16 protein-coding genes and 1 pseudogene are annotated in these 15,259 nt (G+C 69.8%); 9 read left to right on the forward strand and 8 right to left on the reverse strand.

Annotated elements, in window-relative coordinates:
* Positions 1 to 95: 95 nt before the first annotated feature.
* Together recR and AB5J50_RS27160 are read left to right on the forward strand one after the other, a co-directional pair.
* A complete protein-coding gene (gene recR / locus AB5J50_RS27155) occupies positions 96 to 695 on the forward strand; it encodes a recombination mediator RecR (RefSeq protein WP_107018120.1) in 600 nt (199 codons plus the stop codon).
* Complete coding sequence (locus tag AB5J50_RS27160) at positions 688 to 1,347, forward strand: DUF5063 domain-containing protein (protein WP_369260878.1); 660 nt, start codon at positions 688 to 690, stop codon at positions 1,345 to 1,347. Before recR ends, AB5J50_RS27160 begins: the two co-directional genes overlap by 8 nt.
* Before the next feature lie 379 nt (positions 1,348 to 1,726).
* Here AB5J50_RS27160 and AB5J50_RS27165 read toward each other — a convergent pair whose 3' ends face one another.
* Positions 1,727 to 2,140, reverse strand: coding sequence for a hypothetical protein (locus tag AB5J50_RS27165; RefSeq protein ID WP_369260879.1), 414 nt, complete (start codon positions 2,138 to 2,140; stop codon positions 1,727 to 1,729).
* A 36-nt stretch (positions 2,141 to 2,176) separates the two neighbouring features.
* Between AB5J50_RS27165 and AB5J50_RS27170 the strand changes: the two genes are divergently transcribed.
* Complete coding sequence (locus tag AB5J50_RS27170) at positions 2,177 to 3,037, forward strand: helix-turn-helix domain-containing protein (RefSeq protein ID WP_369260880.1); 861 nt, start codon at positions 2,177 to 2,179, stop codon at positions 3,035 to 3,037.
* The gene (locus AB5J50_RS27175) at positions 3,034 to 3,237 is read left to right on the forward strand and encodes a DUF397 domain-containing protein (RefSeq protein ID WP_369260881.1); all 204 of its coding nucleotides are present in this window, start codon (positions 3,034 to 3,036) and stop codon (positions 3,235 to 3,237) included. Before AB5J50_RS27170 ends, AB5J50_RS27175 begins: the two co-directional genes overlap by 4 nt.
* Here AB5J50_RS27175 and AB5J50_RS27180 read toward each other — a convergent pair.
* The 3 genes and pseudogenes from AB5J50_RS27180 to AB5J50_RS27190 all read right to left on the reverse strand — a co-directional run bounded on the left by AB5J50_RS27180 (position 3,191) and on the right by AB5J50_RS27190 (position 5,993).
* Complete coding sequence (locus AB5J50_RS27180; protein ID WP_369260882.1) at positions 3,191 to 3,715, reverse strand: DUF3592 domain-containing protein; 525 nt, start codon at positions 3,713 to 3,715, stop codon at positions 3,191 to 3,193. The two genes, AB5J50_RS27175 and AB5J50_RS27180, sit on opposite strands and share 47 nt — an antisense overlap.
* 141 nt (positions 3,716 to 3,856) lie before the next feature.
* A pseudogene (locus tag AB5J50_RS27185) lies at positions 3,857 to 4,300 on the reverse strand (TSUP family transporter); the annotation flags it as partial.
* A 49-nt stretch (positions 4,301 to 4,349) separates the two neighbouring features.
* Positions 4,350 to 5,993: an IS200/IS605 family accessory protein TnpB-related protein gene (locus tag AB5J50_RS27190; RefSeq protein ID WP_369260883.1), complete on the reverse strand. Its 1,644-nt coding sequence runs from the start codon at positions 5,991 to 5,993 to the stop codon at positions 4,350 to 4,352.
* 438 nt (positions 5,994 to 6,431) lie between these two features.
* On the opposite strand from AB5J50_RS27190, the gene AB5J50_RS27195 reads away from it, so the two are divergent.
* Entirely contained in the window at positions 6,432 to 6,929 is a 498-nt protein-coding gene (locus tag AB5J50_RS27195) for an SgcJ/EcaC family oxidoreductase (RefSeq protein ID WP_369260884.1), read from the forward strand.
* Here AB5J50_RS27195 and AB5J50_RS27200 read toward each other — a convergent pair.
* Entirely contained in the window at positions 6,895 to 8,196 is a 1,302-nt protein-coding gene (locus tag AB5J50_RS27200) for a sensor histidine kinase (protein WP_369260885.1), read from the reverse strand. The genes AB5J50_RS27195 and AB5J50_RS27200 overlap by 35 nt on opposite strands.
* Positions 8,193 to 8,882, reverse strand: coding sequence for a response regulator transcription factor (locus AB5J50_RS27205; RefSeq protein ID WP_369260886.1), 690 nt, complete (start codon positions 8,880 to 8,882; stop codon positions 8,193 to 8,195). Before AB5J50_RS27205 ends, AB5J50_RS27200 begins: the two co-directional genes overlap by 4 nt.
* 256 nt (positions 8,883 to 9,138) lie before the next feature.
* On the opposite strand from AB5J50_RS27205, the gene AB5J50_RS27210 reads away from it, so the two are divergent.
* The 4 genes from AB5J50_RS27210 (at position 9,139) to AB5J50_RS27225 (ending at position 13,707) form a co-directional block, all read left to right on the forward strand.
* Entirely contained in the window at positions 9,139 to 10,431 is a 1,293-nt protein-coding gene (locus AB5J50_RS27210; RefSeq protein ID WP_369260887.1) for an aspartate kinase, read from the forward strand.
* Positions 10,431 to 11,507, forward strand: a complete 1,077-nt coding sequence (locus AB5J50_RS27215) for an aspartate-semialdehyde dehydrogenase (protein WP_369260888.1) — start codon at positions 10,431 to 10,433, stop codon at positions 11,505 to 11,507. The genes AB5J50_RS27210 and AB5J50_RS27215 overlap by 1 nt, the downstream gene beginning before the upstream one ends.
* Positions 11,508 to 11,974: 467 nt before the next feature.
* Positions 11,975 to 12,550 (forward strand): SigE family RNA polymerase sigma factor, encoded by a 576-nt coding sequence (locus AB5J50_RS27220; RefSeq protein WP_189188804.1) that lies wholly within the window; start codon positions 11,975 to 11,977, stop codon positions 12,548 to 12,550.
* Positions 12,547 to 13,707, forward strand: coding sequence for a hypothetical protein (locus AB5J50_RS27225; protein WP_369260889.1), 1,161 nt, complete (start codon positions 12,547 to 12,549; stop codon positions 13,705 to 13,707). The genes AB5J50_RS27220 and AB5J50_RS27225 overlap by 4 nt, the downstream gene beginning before the upstream one ends.
* A 296-nt stretch (positions 13,708 to 14,003) precedes the next feature.
* Here AB5J50_RS27225 and AB5J50_RS27230 read toward each other — a convergent pair whose 3' ends face one another.
* Entirely contained in the window at positions 14,004 to 14,834 is an 831-nt protein-coding gene (locus AB5J50_RS27230) for an SURF1 family protein (protein ID WP_369260890.1), read from the reverse strand.
* 44 nt (positions 14,835 to 14,878) lie between these two features.
* A complete protein-coding gene (locus AB5J50_RS27235) occupies positions 14,879 to 15,253 on the reverse strand; it encodes a nuclear transport factor 2 family protein (RefSeq protein WP_369260891.1) in 375 nt (124 codons plus the stop codon).
* Between the last annotated feature and the right edge of the window lie 6 nt (positions 15,254 to 15,259).

Consider the following 15,259-nt stretch of genomic DNA (forward strand, 5'->3'; position numbering starts at 1 on the left):
CAACTACCGTACGCATCAGGACGAGCAGGATTCAGGAACGCGGGAACTCAGAAACCAGGGAACCCAGGAACTCAGGAACTCAGGAAGGCAATCCGTTGTACGAAGGCGTGGTCCAGGACCTCATCGACGAACTGGGGCGGCTCCCCGGCGTCGGTCCCAAGAGCGCGCAGCGGATCGCCTTCCACATCCTTCAGGCCGAGCCGACGGACGTCCGCCGTCTCGCGCAGTGCCTGATGGAGGTCAAGGCGAAGGTCCGCTTCTGCGCGACCTGCGGCAATGTCGCGCAGGAGGAGCTGTGCAACATCTGCCGCGACCCGCGCCGCGACCTGTCGGTGATCTGCGTGGTCGAGGAGCCGAAGGACGTCGTCGCGGTCGAGCGCACGCGCGAGTTCCGGGGCAAGTACCACGTCCTCGGCGGCGCGATCAGCCCGATCGAGGGTGTCGGCCCCGACGACCTGCGGATAAGGGAACTCCTCGCCCGCCTCGCCGACGGCGCGGTCACCGAACTGATCCTCGCCACGGACCCGAACCTGGAAGGCGAGGCCACGGCCACGTACCTCGCCCGCATGATCAAGCCCATGGGCCTCAAGGTCACCCGCCTGGCCAGCGGCCTCCCTGTGGGTGGCGACCTGGAATACGCGGACGAGGTCACGCTCGGCCGCGCCTTCGAGGGGAGACGACTCCTAGATGTCTGACGCCACGCTGCACGCGACAAGCCAGGATCCCGACGACTTCGTGGTCCAGATCGCGGACCAGGTAGAGAGCTTCCTGGTAGCCGTCACGGAGGTCGCGAAGGGCGACGAGCCCGACTCGGCGGTCCCCTTCCTCCTCCTTGAGGTCTCCCAGCTCCTCCTGGCCGGCGGCCGACTCGGCGCGCACGAGGACATCGTCCCCGACGAGCGCTACGAGCCGGATCTGGGCCCGGAGCCGGACGTCGACGAACTCCGCGAGCGCCTGGCGGCGATGCTGGAGCCGGTGGACGTGTACTCGGAGGTCTTCGACCCCTACGAGCCCCGTAAGGCCCCGGTCCCCGCCCGTATCTCCGACGACCTGGCCGACGTCATCACCGACCTCCGCCACGGCATGGCCCACTACCGCGCGGGCCGCACCACCGAAGCGCTGTGGTGGTGGCAGTTCTCGTACTTCTCCAACTGGGGCTCCACGGCATCGGCCGCCCTCCGCGCCCTCCAGTCGATCGTGGCCCACGTCCGCCTGAACCAGCCCCTGGAGGAGCTGAACGGCCTGGACACCGACCAGGACCTCGGCGAGGACGCTCTCGCGGAGGAGGCGGGCAAGGTCATGGCGGAGGAGATCGCGGGGCCGCTGGGGTTGCGGAAGGTCACGTAGGCGCACGGCTGGTTCGTGGGTGGCACAAATCTGCCAATCGAGGCTCCCTGGGGGCCTTGAGCCGCCGCGACCCGCGGAAAGCCGGGGATGGGCGGGCCAGGCCGACGGAGTAATTGGCAGATGGGTGCCACCAGCCCTCCCCGTGGCGGTCGACATGCGGGAGATCCGTGGAGAGTCTTACTCCCACACGTCGAAGCGATTCTCGATGCGTGCGATCCGGGTGAGGACACGGCTGAGATTGACCTGATCCTCACTCGGGCAGGGCAGTTCCTCCACGAGCGGGCGCTGGCCGACTGCCTTCGGGTACTGGGCGAGGACCACCCGACGACAAAGGGGGTCCGCACGAATCTGTCCGCCGCACGTGCCCAAGAACCCTGACCTACAACCCCACCGGCCCCAACACCGCCCGCAACCGCCCCGCCTCCACAAACGGCGCCGTAACCGTAGGCTCGCTGTACCACCGCAACGGCCACGTGTTCCCGTCCAGCGCCGGAATCCCGATGTACGCGACCGTACGACGCCCCGCGGCCCCGCCGAACCGCTGCACCCCCAACGGCCACTCGCACTCCCTCGCCGCCCCCGGCGCCAGCAGGAAGTACATCCACCGGAACCCGACCGCCTCACAGACCACGGGCCCGGCGTCGCCGTCCGCCGCGTCGATGAGGGCGGCGGCGACCTGTTCCCCGCGCACCCCCTGGATACGGAGCGCGTCGAAGTTGACGCCGGACACGCAGAGTTGGTGGCCGGCCAGGGGGACCCAGTCGGGGCGGTGGTGGGGGATTGCGTTGGTCATGCTCACACGGTGCCGCTAGCCCGGCTACGCTCGGTAGTGACCGAGGGGATGCACGCCGAGGTGTATCAGTCGGAGGTGGCCGCAGTGTCAGTCCAGTACAACGCCTCTTCACCGTCGCCGATCAACTGGCGGTACAGCGGCAACCAGTTGAAACGCTGGCGCACCAAGGCGAACGTGACCCGCGAGGAGCTGGCCGCCGCCTCCAACTACTCGCCGGACACCATCAAGTCCATGGAGCAGGGCGTACGGATGCCGACGCCACGCGTGTTGGACGCGGCGGATGAGTTGTGCCACGCGGAGGGGTTGCTGAGCGCGGCCAAGGACTATGTGAAGCGAGAGCCGTTTCCTGCTCGGGCGCAGGACTTCATGCTCTACGAGCGGGAAGCGGTCAGCATCTGGTCGTACGAAACGTTGCTGGTCCCTGGCCTGTTGCAGACGAAGGCGTACGCAACCGCGCTGATCGGCAACTTCAGTCCGCCGCTGGATGAAGAGACGGTCGAGGAGCGGGTCGCCGCGCGGATGGAGCGCCAGGAACTGCTCACCCGGAAGCCTCCGGTGGCGTGCAGTTATGTGCTGCACGAGGCGGTACTACGCGGCTGTCAGGTGGACCGGGAACAGCTGCTCCACCTGCTGGAACTGGGAAAGCGCAACAACATCACGATCCAGGTGCTCCCGTTCGACCGGGCGATCCCCGCCGCGCTCGGCGGCCCAATGGTGATGCTGGAGACGCGAGACCACGAGCGCTTCGCCTACTCGACAGGCCAGTCGGTGAGCCAGTTCACCTCTGACCCGGCGGTGGTCAGCGCGCACATCGAGCGGCTTAGCATGATCCGCACCGTGGCGCTCGGCCCTGCCGAGTCAGCCAGTTTCATCGAGCGGATGGTGAACGCGCTATGAGTGAGCAGCTGACGTGGTTCAAGTCCAGCTACAGCGACGCCGAGGGTGACAACTGCGTCTCGGTCGCCATCACCCCCACCACCACCCACATACGCGACACCAAACTCCCCACCGGCCCCGAACTCCACATCACGGCCCCCGCCTGGGCTGCCTTCATCGCCCAGCCCGCCGCTGCGGCCACGCCGCGACCCCACCGCTGATCCCCGCGCCGAGCGCGGCGAGCCCGATGGTCAGCGGGATCCAGTGGTGGGTCGCCAGGTCGAGGACCCCCTGGTCCAGGGCGCCTTCGGCCTGGGCCAGATCCGGGTGTGCGGGGTCGTAGACGACCGTCGTCGCCACCCGGCCCTCGGCGTCGCGGTGGCCGTCGGGGACGTAGAGGGAGCCGTCGATCGTCTCTTCCGGCTCGTCGACGGGGTCGCCGGAGGTGTCGTTGAAGTCGAGCCATACCGAGGACGTGTCGCAGGTCGTGTCGCGTACTCCGGAGGAGCAGGTGGTGGAAACGGTGGCGTGAGCCGTCGTGTGCCGCCCGTGCTCGCGCAGATTCGCCAACTCCTGGTAGCCGTCCTGGAGGTGGCGAATCTGGATCGTCAGCAGCAGAACGCCGAACAGCGCCACCGTGACCGCGGCCGCCGTCGGCCACCACCGGCTCAGCACGCTCTCTACCGGACGACTCTCCACCGGAATTCCTTCCTCAGGTCCGTTGCGTTCGCGTCGGCCCCGCGGCGGCACCGTAATCGACGCCCTCCCCGGTCCTCACGGCAGGGGCCAGGGGCTGGTGAGGGGGCGGGGTGGTTACAGCCCCTACAGCCCCTACAGCCTCTACAGCCCCCACAACCCCTTCCCCAAAGCCGTCAGCCCTCCCGTCAGCGCCAGCAACAGCACCAGCAGCCGAGCCTGTTTCTCCGGCACCCGCCCCGCCAGCACCCTGCCGATCCCGGCGCCCACCGCCATCCCCGTCACTACGAGGGCCCAGCGCGAAGTGCCGAGGTGCGGCACCCCGTTCGCGGCCACCGAGAACGCGTTCACCACGACCCCGTAGAACTGCGCGTTCGGCACGAACTCCCGAACCGTCCAGCCGGCGTTGAGCGCGTACAAGGACACCGGCGGTCCGCCCACCCCGGCAGCGGAGTTCATGAACCCGCCCGCCGCCCCCGCGGCCACCGCGCCCTTGGTCCCGCGCAGGGCCGGTACCCGTGCGCCGCGCATGACCAGGGCCACGGCGACGGTCACCAGGGCGCCCATGAACACCAGGAGCGCGGGCTCGGACGAGCGCGAACCCCATCCCGGTGAGCCACTGCACACAGGACCGTTCCTAATGACTGAGCGGGAGTGAGTCCTGTTGCCAGGTCTCATGCTCAGCCGCGTGTCCCGAACGGTGTTGGGCACGCTGGTCTCCCGCGTTCGCTCCGTGTCCGGGCGGCGCGCATCGTGTGTGCGGTCCAGGAGTACGGGGGCGGGGTCCCTCACGCCCGAGGAGATTCGGTCGGGCCTGGACGGTCCGATGCCCCGCACGATCGCTCTGGTCGTGTGGGGGCGGTGCCGTCCGTCGCCGGATCGGATGCCCTTGGGCGCGCCTGCCGATCGCGATGCTGGCGGCATCGTGTCGGCTGGTCTTGCGGTTGGTGCTGGTGGTGGGGCGCTGCCAGTGCTGGGCGCCCCACTTGGAGGTGTAGGCGGCATCGACGGCGATGACCGCGATGCCGGTGGCGTCGGCCATGGAGGTGAGGCGGGCGCGGAGTTTGCCGGTGGGCATGCCGGAGATCAGCTGCCTGAACCGCTTCTTGCGGCCGTGTTTCTCGCGGGTCTTCTCGGCGGTGAAGTCCAGGTCCTCGACGGCGATGGCCTTCACGCCGCAGGTCCTGGCCCAGTTCAGCAGGCGGGACAGGGCATGGCGGACCTGGGCGTCCCGGTGGTCGGCGGTGCCGGTCAGGTCGTAGAAGAAGCGGCGCGGGCTGCCGATCGGGTTGCCGTGCGGGTCGAGGCGCCAGGCGGCGAGGTGGTCGGCGTTGGTGTCCACCCCGATCACGCCGTGCGCGAGGGCCGCGTCCAGCGGGAGCGCCGGGGCGGGCGCGTACTGCCAGGAGGCGGTTAGGTACCAGCGGCCCCGTGTGACGTCGTAGTGGATGCGGTAGGCGACGGCCCGGTTGGCCTCAACCCGGTCGGCCCACTCCGGGCCCCGGTGCGGGAAAGTGACGCGGGCAGCGAGGACGTAGCGGCCGTGTGGGGCGTTGGCCAGACCGGACAGCGGGGCGGGGAGCTTGATGCTGATCTCGCCGTCCGGGGTGACGCGGATGGTCTCGTTGCCGTACCGCTTGCCCGACTCCCCGTCCGCAGCCAGGAACCAGCGCTCCGCCTCCCACCGCTCGCGCCACTGCGCCTCGGTGAGCCGGGCCTCGGCGAGATGGTGCCGGGTGTTCGCCAGACGCTTTCCGCCGCGCACCGCGTGCACCCGTCCGGCCTGCCAGTCTTCAACGGCCGCCGCATGCCGGGCCTCCAGCACGGCCAGCCGACGCGATTTCGCCTGCCACTCCGGCGCGGACCGGTAGCCGCCCGCAACACCCTTGGAGCCCTTCTCCCTCAGGGGCAGCGACAGGCGGTGCCGGATCGTGCGGATCCCGGCCTCAAGGCTGCGGATGTGCGCCGCCTGGCATCGCCGCGACAGCGCCCACTGATCATGCGACGCCTTGGTGAGAGCCCCGGCCCAGCGGGACGACGACAACGGGGTCAGCGTCCGCTTCCGCGCCGCCCATGTGTTGGCGGAATGCCCCAGACCATCCGCACACCGTGCCTTGAGATCCCGCGACGCGAGCGAGCCCAGGTGCGCGCCGATCAGCCGCAGCACACGCTCGTCCTGGGCCGTGAGGTGCCTCAGCCGGTCGCGCACCGCTACCCCGGACGGCCCCGCGGCGACGAACGGCGCGGCCACCACCCGCAGACCCGAAACCGACCGCTCCACCCCGCGCACCACACCACCCCCGCCCCACCCGCTGATCCGCTTGTCACACAGGCCAACGAACCACACCCGGAAAGGTCACCCGTTCCCACCACGAACATCTCAGCGATCCGCCTGCCGCAACCAAGCAGGCCACACTCACGCACGCATACACGTCCGTGCGCGGCAATGCACAGAAGAACAGCAGCCGTTGAATGCCCGGCCAGCACGATGCCGCACAGCATCAACTCACCTGTCACGGAGAGCTGTTGCCCCGTAGATCCCCTCACGCGCGATGCACGGCCGATGCATCCCTGAGCGTAACTCCCGTATCACTCCCCGTGAGTTGGACGGGAGTTGGATCAGCCCTGCACGTCCCCTGGGCACCCCCTAACCCGCGCGTCGCGAGGCTGGAGTCGCTCCCACCGCAGAGGAGCAGCCCCCACTCGCACTGGAGACTTCGTGAAGCCCCAGATACGCAAGCGTGCCGTGATCGTCGCCGCCTCCGCCCTCGTCGTCACCAGCGTGGGCGTCGGGGTCAGCCAGGCCGGCCCGGAGCACCGGGACGCGCCGCCCACCAAGGCGCGGATCGCCGCGCTCTTCGACGGCTGGAACGACGCGCTGCGGACCGGCGACCCGGAGAAGGTGGCCGACCGCTATGCCTCCGACGCCGTGCTTCTGCCCACCGTGTCGAACCGGATCCGGACCGACCACGCGGAGATCGTCGACTACTTCGAGCACTTCCTGGAGAACAAGCCGGTCGGCAAGAAGATCGAGACGATCGTCAACGTCCTCGACAAGAACTCCGCCATCGACACCGGCCTGTACGAGTTCACGCTCACCGACCCGGACACCGGCGCCCAGCGCGTCGTCGAGGCCCGCTACACGTACGAGTACGAGAAGCGCGGCGGCGAGTGGCTGATCGTCAACCACCACTCCTCGGTGATGCCCGAAGGCTGATCGCCACGCACAGCCCGCCCCCGGGCGCGTCCTTGAGGGCCACGGTTCCGCCGTCGTCGGTCACCAGCTGCTTGACGATGGCGAGGCCGAGCCCGGACCCGGAGCGCCCGGTCAGGCCCTGACCGCGCCAGAAGCGGTCGAAGGCGCGGGACTTCTCCGCGTCCGACATGCCGGGGCCCTGGTCAAGGACGGACAGCACGACCTCGTCGGAGCGGGCCAGCACCCGCACGGTGATCGTCGAACCGTCCGGGGAGACCTCCAGGGCGTTCGACAGGACGTTGTCCAGCACCTGGTCGAGGTGACCGGGGCTGGCCAGCACGAGCGACCGGTCGCCGGGTTCCCCCTCCCGCGCGATGGTGACACCGCGCTCCTCGGCGGCCGGTCTCCACACCGCCAGCCGGTCCTCCACCAGCTCCCGCAGCGGCAGCGCCTCCGTGGCGGACACCTTCGCCTCGGCCCGCGCAAGGACCAGCAGGCCGTTCACCAGCCGGCTCATCCGGACCACTTCGGCCGTCGCCTGCTCGACGTCCTCGCGTACGAAGTCGTCCTCGACGCCGTCCGCGATGTTGTCCAGCGACAGCCGCAACGCCGTGAGAGGTGTACGGAGCTGGTGCGAGGCGTCGGCGACGAAGATCCGCTGGGAGGCGACGAGGATGTCGAGGCGTTCCGCGCCGGAGTTGAGGGTGCGGGCCAGTTGCTGGGTCTCCTGGGGGCCGGTGACGGGTGAGCGGGCGGTGAGGTCGCCGTCGCCGAAGCGGGTCGCCATGTCGTTCAACTGGCGCAGGGGGCGGGTGAGCCGGCGTGCCACGAGCGCGCCGAGGCCCGCCGCCACAGCGAGTACGCCCACGGCCAGCACCGCGCGGAAACCCCAGATCCGCCAGAGCCGTGACGTCAAGTCCGAGGTGGGGTAGGTGACTTGTACCGCCCCCACCGTCCGGCCGTCCCGCTTCGCCGGAGCCGTCACCTTCAGCTCGCCGCCGCCCCAGTGCGCCGTGGTCCGCCCGTCCGCCGGCGCTTCGGAGGCCGGGAGCACGTGCACCGCGCCGGGGGTCTCGGCCGCGTACGCCGCGGACATCCGCGTCAGCGCCGCCCGGGACGCCGCGTCCCCGTCCGCCAGCAGCAGCGCCATGGTCCGGGCCTCCCGCCGTACGGACTCCTCGGTGTCCCCGCGCAGCTGAGAGGTCAGGGTGAAGGCCACCGGCACCGTGAAGGCGGTCAGCGCGACGGCGACGAGAAGGACGTAACTGACGATCAGTTGCCGGATCATCCCGAGGACCCGCCGCCCGGCTCGTCGATCTCCAGGCGGAAGCCGACTCCCCGTACCGCCTCGATGGTGACCGCCCCCGCCAGCTTCCGCCGCAGCGCCGCCACATGGACGTCCAGCGTCTTCGTCGGCCCGAACCAGTTCGCGTCCCAGACCGCTTCCATGATCTGCTCGCGCGACATCAGCGCGCCCGGCTCCTCGGTGAGGAACGCGAGCAGGTCGTACTCCTTGGGCGCGAGGGCCACCTCCTCGCCGTCCAGTCGTACGCGGGCGGCCTTGCGGTCGATGGTGAGGCGGGAGCCGTAGCGGTCGGGGCCGGCGGTCGCGGGAGTGGGCGGCTGTACGCGGCGCATCACCGCTCTTATCCGTGCGATGACCTCGCGTACGCCGAAGGGCTTGGAGACGTAGTCGTCCGCGCCGATCTCCAGGCCGACCACCCGGTCCGTCTCGTCGCTGCGCGCGCTGATCACGATGATCGGGATCCCGCCGCGCGCCCGCAGAGCCTTGCAGACGTCGAGGCCGTCGGTGTCGGGCAGGCCGAGGTCGAGCAGGACGACGTCGTACGGGCCCTCGTGCGCCAGCGCCGCGCCGCCCGTGGTCACCCACTCGACCTCGAAGCCGTAGCGCAGCAGTCCGCGCCGGAGCGATTCGGCGACCGGCTCGTCGTCTTCCACCAGGAGTACGCGCACAGACGAACCTTAGTGCTTGAAACTTAAGCCACAGTGACCTCGTGTGACACAGGGCACTTTCCGGAGTGGCGGGGTGTGCGCCGGGCAGGTGCCGTCCCGGAGCGGCCGGAGGACCCGGTTGGCCTGACATCCCGAGTGATCACCTCGTGAGCGGGACATCTCACGATGCGATACCTCGAAGGGGAATTCCGGCCGCTCGTTAGACTGAGCCGACCGCAGTTGTGCGGTGCAGAGACGGACTGAGCGAGGAGCGCACGTGGGCCTTGTCGTGCAGAAGTACGGAGGTTCCTCCGTAGCCGATGCCGAGGGCATCAAGCGCGTCGCCAAGCGGATCGTGGAAGCGAAGAAGAACGGCCACCAGGTGGTCGTGGTCGTTTCCGCGATGGGCGACACGACGGACGAGCTGATCGATCTCGCCGAGAAGGTGTCTCCGATGCCTTCCGGGCGGGAATTCGACATGCTGCTGACCGCCGGAGAGCGGATCTCCATGGCACTGCTGGCCATGGCGATCAAAAACCTGGGCCACAGCGCCCAGTCGTTCACCGGCAGCCAGGCAGGCGTCATCACCGACTCGGTCCACAACAAAGCCCGGATCATCGACGTCACCCCGGGCCGTATCCGCACCGCGCTGGACGAGGGCAACATCGCCATCGTCGCCGGGTTCCAGGGCGTCAGCCAGGACAAGAAGGACATCACCACCCTCGGCCGCGGCGGCTCGGACACCACCGCCGTCGCGCTCGCCGCGGCGCTGGACGCCGAGGTGTGCGAGATCTACACCGATGTGGACGGCGTGTTCACCGCTGACCCGCGGGTGGTGAAGAAGGCGAAGAAGATCGACTGGATCGCCTTCGAGGACATGCTGGAGCTCGCCGCGTCCGGCTCCAAGGTGCTGCTCCACCGCTGTGTGGAGTACGCCCGCCGCTACAACATCCCGATCCATGTGCGCTCGTCCTTCTCCGGACTGCAGGGCACCTGGGTCAGCAGCGAACCACCCGTTCAAAAGACACAGCAGCAAGGGGACCAGAAGGTGGAGCAGGCCATCATCTCCGGTGTCGCTCACGACACCTCCGAGGCCAAGATCACGGTCGTCGGCGTCCCGGACAAGCCGGGCGAGGCCGCTGTCATCTTCCGCGCCGTCGCCGACGCCGAGATCAACATCGACATGATCGTGCAGAACGTGTCCGCCGCCTCCACCGGTCTGACGGACATCTCCTTCACCCTCCCCAAGACCGAGGGCCGCAAGGCCATCGACGCCCTGGAGAAGGCGAAGGCCGGCATCGGCTTCGAATCGCTGCGCTACGACGACCAGATCGGCAAGATCTCCCTCGTCGGCGCCGGCATGAAGACGAACCCGGGTGTCACGGCCGGGTTCTTCGAGGCGCTGTCCGACGCGGGCGTGAACATCGAGCTGATCTCGACGTCCGAGATCCGTATTTCGGTCGTCACCCGCGCCGACGACGTGAACGAGGCCGTGCGCGCCGTGCACACCGCCTTCGGTCTCGACTCCGACAGCGACGAAGCCGTCGTCTACGGAGGCACGGGCCGCTGATGGCTCCCACCGGGTCTCGGACCGGGCGCCCGACGCTCGCGGTCGTGGGAGCGACCGGGGCCGTCGGCACGGTCATGCTTCAGATCCTGTCCCAGCACGCGGACATCTGGGGCGAGATCCGTCTGATCGCCTCCCCGCGCTCGGCCGGCCGCAAGCTGGCCGTGCGCGGCGAGGAGGTCGAGGTGGTGGCCCTGTCGGAGGAGGCCTTCGACGGGGTCCATGTCGCGATGTTCGACGTACCGGACGACGTGTCCGTGCAGTGGGCGCCCATCGCCGCCGCCAAGGGCGCGGTCGTCGTCGACAACTCCGGCGCCTTCCGGATGGACCCGGACGTGCCCCTGGTCGTCCCCGAGGTCAATCCGCACGCCGCGCGCGTACGCCCGCGCGGGATCATCGCCAACCCGAACTGCACGACCCTCTCCATGATCGTGGCTCTGGGCGCGCTGCACGCCGAGTTCGGGCTGCGCGAGCTGGTCGTGTCCAGCTACCAGGCGGTCAGCGGCGCGGGCCGCGCGGGCGTCGACACCCTGCGCCGCCAGATGTCGCTCGTCGCCGGTACGGAACTGGGGTCCAGCCCCGGTGACGTACGACGGGCCGTGGGTGACCAGACGGGGCCGTTCCCGGAGCCGGTGGCGCTGAACGTGGTGCCGTGGGCCGGGTCCCTCGCCGAGGACGGCTGGTCCTCGGAGGAGATGAAGGTACGCAACGAGTCCCGCAAGATCCTCGGGCTGCCGAACCTGAAGGTCGCCGTGACGTGCGTACGCGTCCCCGTCGTCACCACGCACTCCCTGACCGTCCACGCCCGCTTCCAGGACGAGGTCACCGTCGCCAAGGCGCGGGAGATCCTCGCCACCGCCCCCGGGGTCGTGCTGTTCGACAACCCCGCCGCCGGTGAATTCCCCACACCCGCCGACGTGGTGGGCACCGACCCGACCTGGGTGGGCCGGGTGCGCCGGGCCCTGGACGATTCGACCGCTCTCGAACTGTTTGTGTGCGGCGACAACCTGCGCAAGGGTGCTGCATTGAACACCGCTCAGATCGCCGAGTTGGTGGCGGCGGAGATCATCGGGGCGTAAGTTCGGCGTTCTGAACGTACGAGCGTTCCGCAGGTTCTGCGCTGCGGATGTCCGGCAGCCGGAATCTCGGTGGCCGTCGGGGGATTCGTTTGTAGGATCTGTGTGACTTCTGTGGCCGGAGTAATGGTCCGGACCACTTGAAACGAACCCGCTCAACGTTCGAAGATTTCCCTCCCCGTCCTCCGCAACCGTGCGGAGGGCGGGGAGCGTCTTTGCGGTCGCCATTCAGGGGCGTCCGAGCGGTATGGCATATGGGTCATAGGGGATGAGCTGGTACGCATGAGGGCATTTGACGCACAGTCAAACGGGGTGCCTGACGCAAAAGCGATGCCTGATGCGTACAACCCTCCCGGGGGGACGCGTGTCCAACAGGCGTGGCAGAGGTACTCGAATTCACCGCGGTCCAGACGAGGGGCACAGCCCTGCGTCCACCCCGCCGACTCCGCAGCCCCGGCGCGCCCGGCGGCATGCCGGTGATCGCGCCGATGCCCGCAGCGCGGCCGGCCCGCATACCGAACCAGCGCGACGGCGCTGAGGACAGCCTGGCGGCGGGTACCACCGTCGACCATCTGACCGAGACCTACCGCGCCCACTACCGGTCGCTCCTGGGTCTCGCGGCGCTCCTGCTCGACGACACCGCCTCCTGCGAGGACGTCGTCCAGGAGGCCTTCATCCGGGTGCACTCGGCGCGCAAACGCGTCCGCGACCCCGAGAAGACGCTGGCGTATCTGCGCCAGACCGTCGTCAACCTCTCGCGCTCCGCCCTGCGCCGGCGCATCCTCGGCCTCAAGCTCCTCTCGAAGCCGATGCCCGACATGGCGAGCGCCGAGGAAGGCGCGTACGACCAGTTGGAGCGCGACGCGCTGATCAAGGCCATGAAGGGACTCCAGCGCCGCCAGCGCGAGGTCCTGGTCCTGCGCTACTTCGCGGACATGACCGAGGCCCAGGTCGCCGAGACGCTCGGCATCTCGCTGGGATCGGTGAAGGCGTACGGCTCGCGCGGCATCGCGGCGCTCCGTATCGCCATGGAGGCCCCGGCATGAGCGAGCGACGTGGCACTCACGACCGACACGAGCCCTATGAGTGGCACGAGCCGATGCACCGGCGCGCGCCCCATGACGACGAGCAAGAGCAGCATGCTGGGAACGGAACTGTGAACCACGGCCCCGACGGACACGGCCCCCACGCCCCGGGCCCGGACGCACTGGGCCCCGAAGGCCTCGGCTCGGACGAGCTGGCGCTGCGACGGCTGCTGCACCAGGCCGTCGACGAGATCGAACCCACCGACGGCACCCTGGAGCACCTGCGCCGCGCGGTTCCGGCCAGACGAGCCCGCAAGCGCCAGGCCGTGGTCGGCATGGCCGCCGCCGCGCTCTTCATCGGCACGGCCGTCCCGGCCCTGGTGCACGTCTCGAACTCCACCGGTTCGAACGCCGACCCGTCCATCGCCGCCAACAGCTCGCAGGCGCAGGGCGGCGCGGGCTCGAACAAGGGCACGGACGGCGGCGACGGGAAGGTCGCGGGCGGCTCCTCCGGCACGTCCCAGGGCAAGGGCAAGGACGGTCAGAAGGGCACGCCGGACAAGGGCAAGAGCACCGGCGCCGGGGCCACCACGGGCGGAGTCGATCCGACGGCCTCGTCCGTGACCGCGACGGCCTGTACGGCGACGCAGCTCGGCGGGGCCACCGGCACCGTCGCCGCCCCGGACTCCACCGGCGCGGTCTACGGCTCCTTCACCGTCTCGAACGTGTCCACGGCCGCCTGTACGGTCACCGGCGCGGGCACCGTGACCGCGACCGCGCAGGGCGCCGCGGACGCCGCAAAGATCGGTGTGGCGACCCATGTGTCGGGCGACGCGGCCACCGGGCTGCCGGACCCCTCCACGGAGGTCACTTCCCTGGTGCTCCAGCCGGGCGCCTCGTACGTGGTGAAGTTCGCCTGGGTTCCCTCGGAGACCTGTCCGACCACCTCGGAGCCCTCACCGGACCCGTCCCCGACGGAGACCACGGACACCGGCACCACCACCGACACCGCAGGCAGCAGCGGCACCTCGGCCCAGCTCGTCACGGAGGACGGCGTGGCCGACGGCAGCGTCGTCGTCTCCAGCACGGCGGTGACGGGTGCGGCCACGGCGACACAGACCGTGTCCAACGCGTGCGCGGGCACGGTGTATCGCACGGGGATCCTGGCGTCGTCCTGAGCGTAGGCGCTCCGCTGGTGGGGCGGTGGGGTTCGGTGGTGTTGTGGGTCGGGGCCGCGCCGGTACGTCCAGCCCGTCGCCGGTGGGCATTGCTGTTTGCTGCCATGGCATGAACTTGGCCATAACCACGTAAGCGACGGGCTGGACGTACCGGCACGGCCCCTTCGGTGCGTCGCCGACTGCGCCGCCGTCGTACCGGGTGGGGGTGGGTGGGGCCGTCGTCGTGCGTCGTCGGCTGCGGGTGCGTGTCGGCTGGGCGGTGGGCGACGGTGATGCGTCTAGGTCGTGGGCGACGATTACGCGGGGGCGTTCTCGCCCGCGGTCTGCCGCTCCGCCCGCTCCTTGGAGTCGGTCGGCTCCTCGGACTCGGCCGGGGCCAGGCCTAGCGCCGCGTCCCGTGCGAACTCCACCTCGCGGCGCAGCAGCCGGAACCACATGAAGACGACGAAGCCCGCGAAGACGAACCACTCGCCGGTGTAGCCGAGGTTCTGGAACGCCTTCAGGTCCAGGCCGGTGTTCTGCGCGGCGGTCGCGGGCACGGCCTTCATCCCGCTGTCGGCCTTTTCGAGGGTGATCCACGCGTCGTACGGCTTGTACGGCACGAGGTTCACCAGCGAGGCCGAGCTGATCGCGCCGGTCTGCCCCTCGGGAAGACCGCCGGCCGCACTGACGCCGTTCGCCCCCGGGCTCTCGGATGCCTGGAGCGCACCCGTCACCGTGACCTCGCCGGTGGGCGCGGCCGGCGCCTTCGCCGAGTCCGCGTCACCGGGCAGCCAGCCCCGGACGACGGGCAGCGCCTGGCCGCCGTCGACCCGCAGCAGCGTCAGTACATAGAAGCCGCGCTTGCCGTCCAGCTCGCGGTCGGGCACAAGCAGTTGCTTGCCGTACCGGCCGGTGGCGGTGGCCTGCTTGCCGGAGGTGTTCGTGTCCACGGGCAGCAGCTCGGCGAGCGGACGGGCCGCCTCCGTCTTGGCCGCCGCGGCCTGCTTGTCCGCCGCCCGGTGGTCCTGCACCCGGTCCTCGAACCGCCCCAGCTGCCATGACCCCATGAAGATGCAGAAAGGGATGGCCAACAGCACGAAGACGTTGATCCCCCACCAGCGGGGCGTCAGCAGGAACCGGTACACGCCTTCCAAGGTACGGGGCCCGTGCACGCGGCCGGGCCGCGGGGTCAGTACCGCTCGGTCAGGTGATCCCGGCCCGCCGGGGGCTCGTACGGCTCCGGCCAGAAGTCCGTCACCGTGGCGATGCGCCCCTGTTCGTCCGCCGTGAAGAACGTGATCGCGTGCATCTCCTCCAGGCCCACGGTGAAGTGGGTCCAGGTGACGGCCTGACCGGGCTCGGCTATGACCCGCTCGATCCTGACGCGCCAGTCGCCCGGATACTCGCGGTTGAACTCGACGTACCTCTCCCTGCCGCTGATGCGCTCACGCGTCTGCGGCAGGGTGTAGACGACGTCGTCGGCCAGTGTGTCCGCGAACGCGGTCCAGTCCCGGGCGTCGGCGGTGGCCCAGTAGCTCTCGACTGTCTTGCGCAGATCGGTCATGCGGAA

The sequence above is a fragment of the Streptomyces sp. R35 genome, from assembly GCF_041053035.1.
Taxonomy (GTDB): domain Bacteria; phylum Actinomycetota; class Actinomycetes; order Streptomycetales; family Streptomycetaceae; genus Streptomyces; species Streptomyces lutosisoli.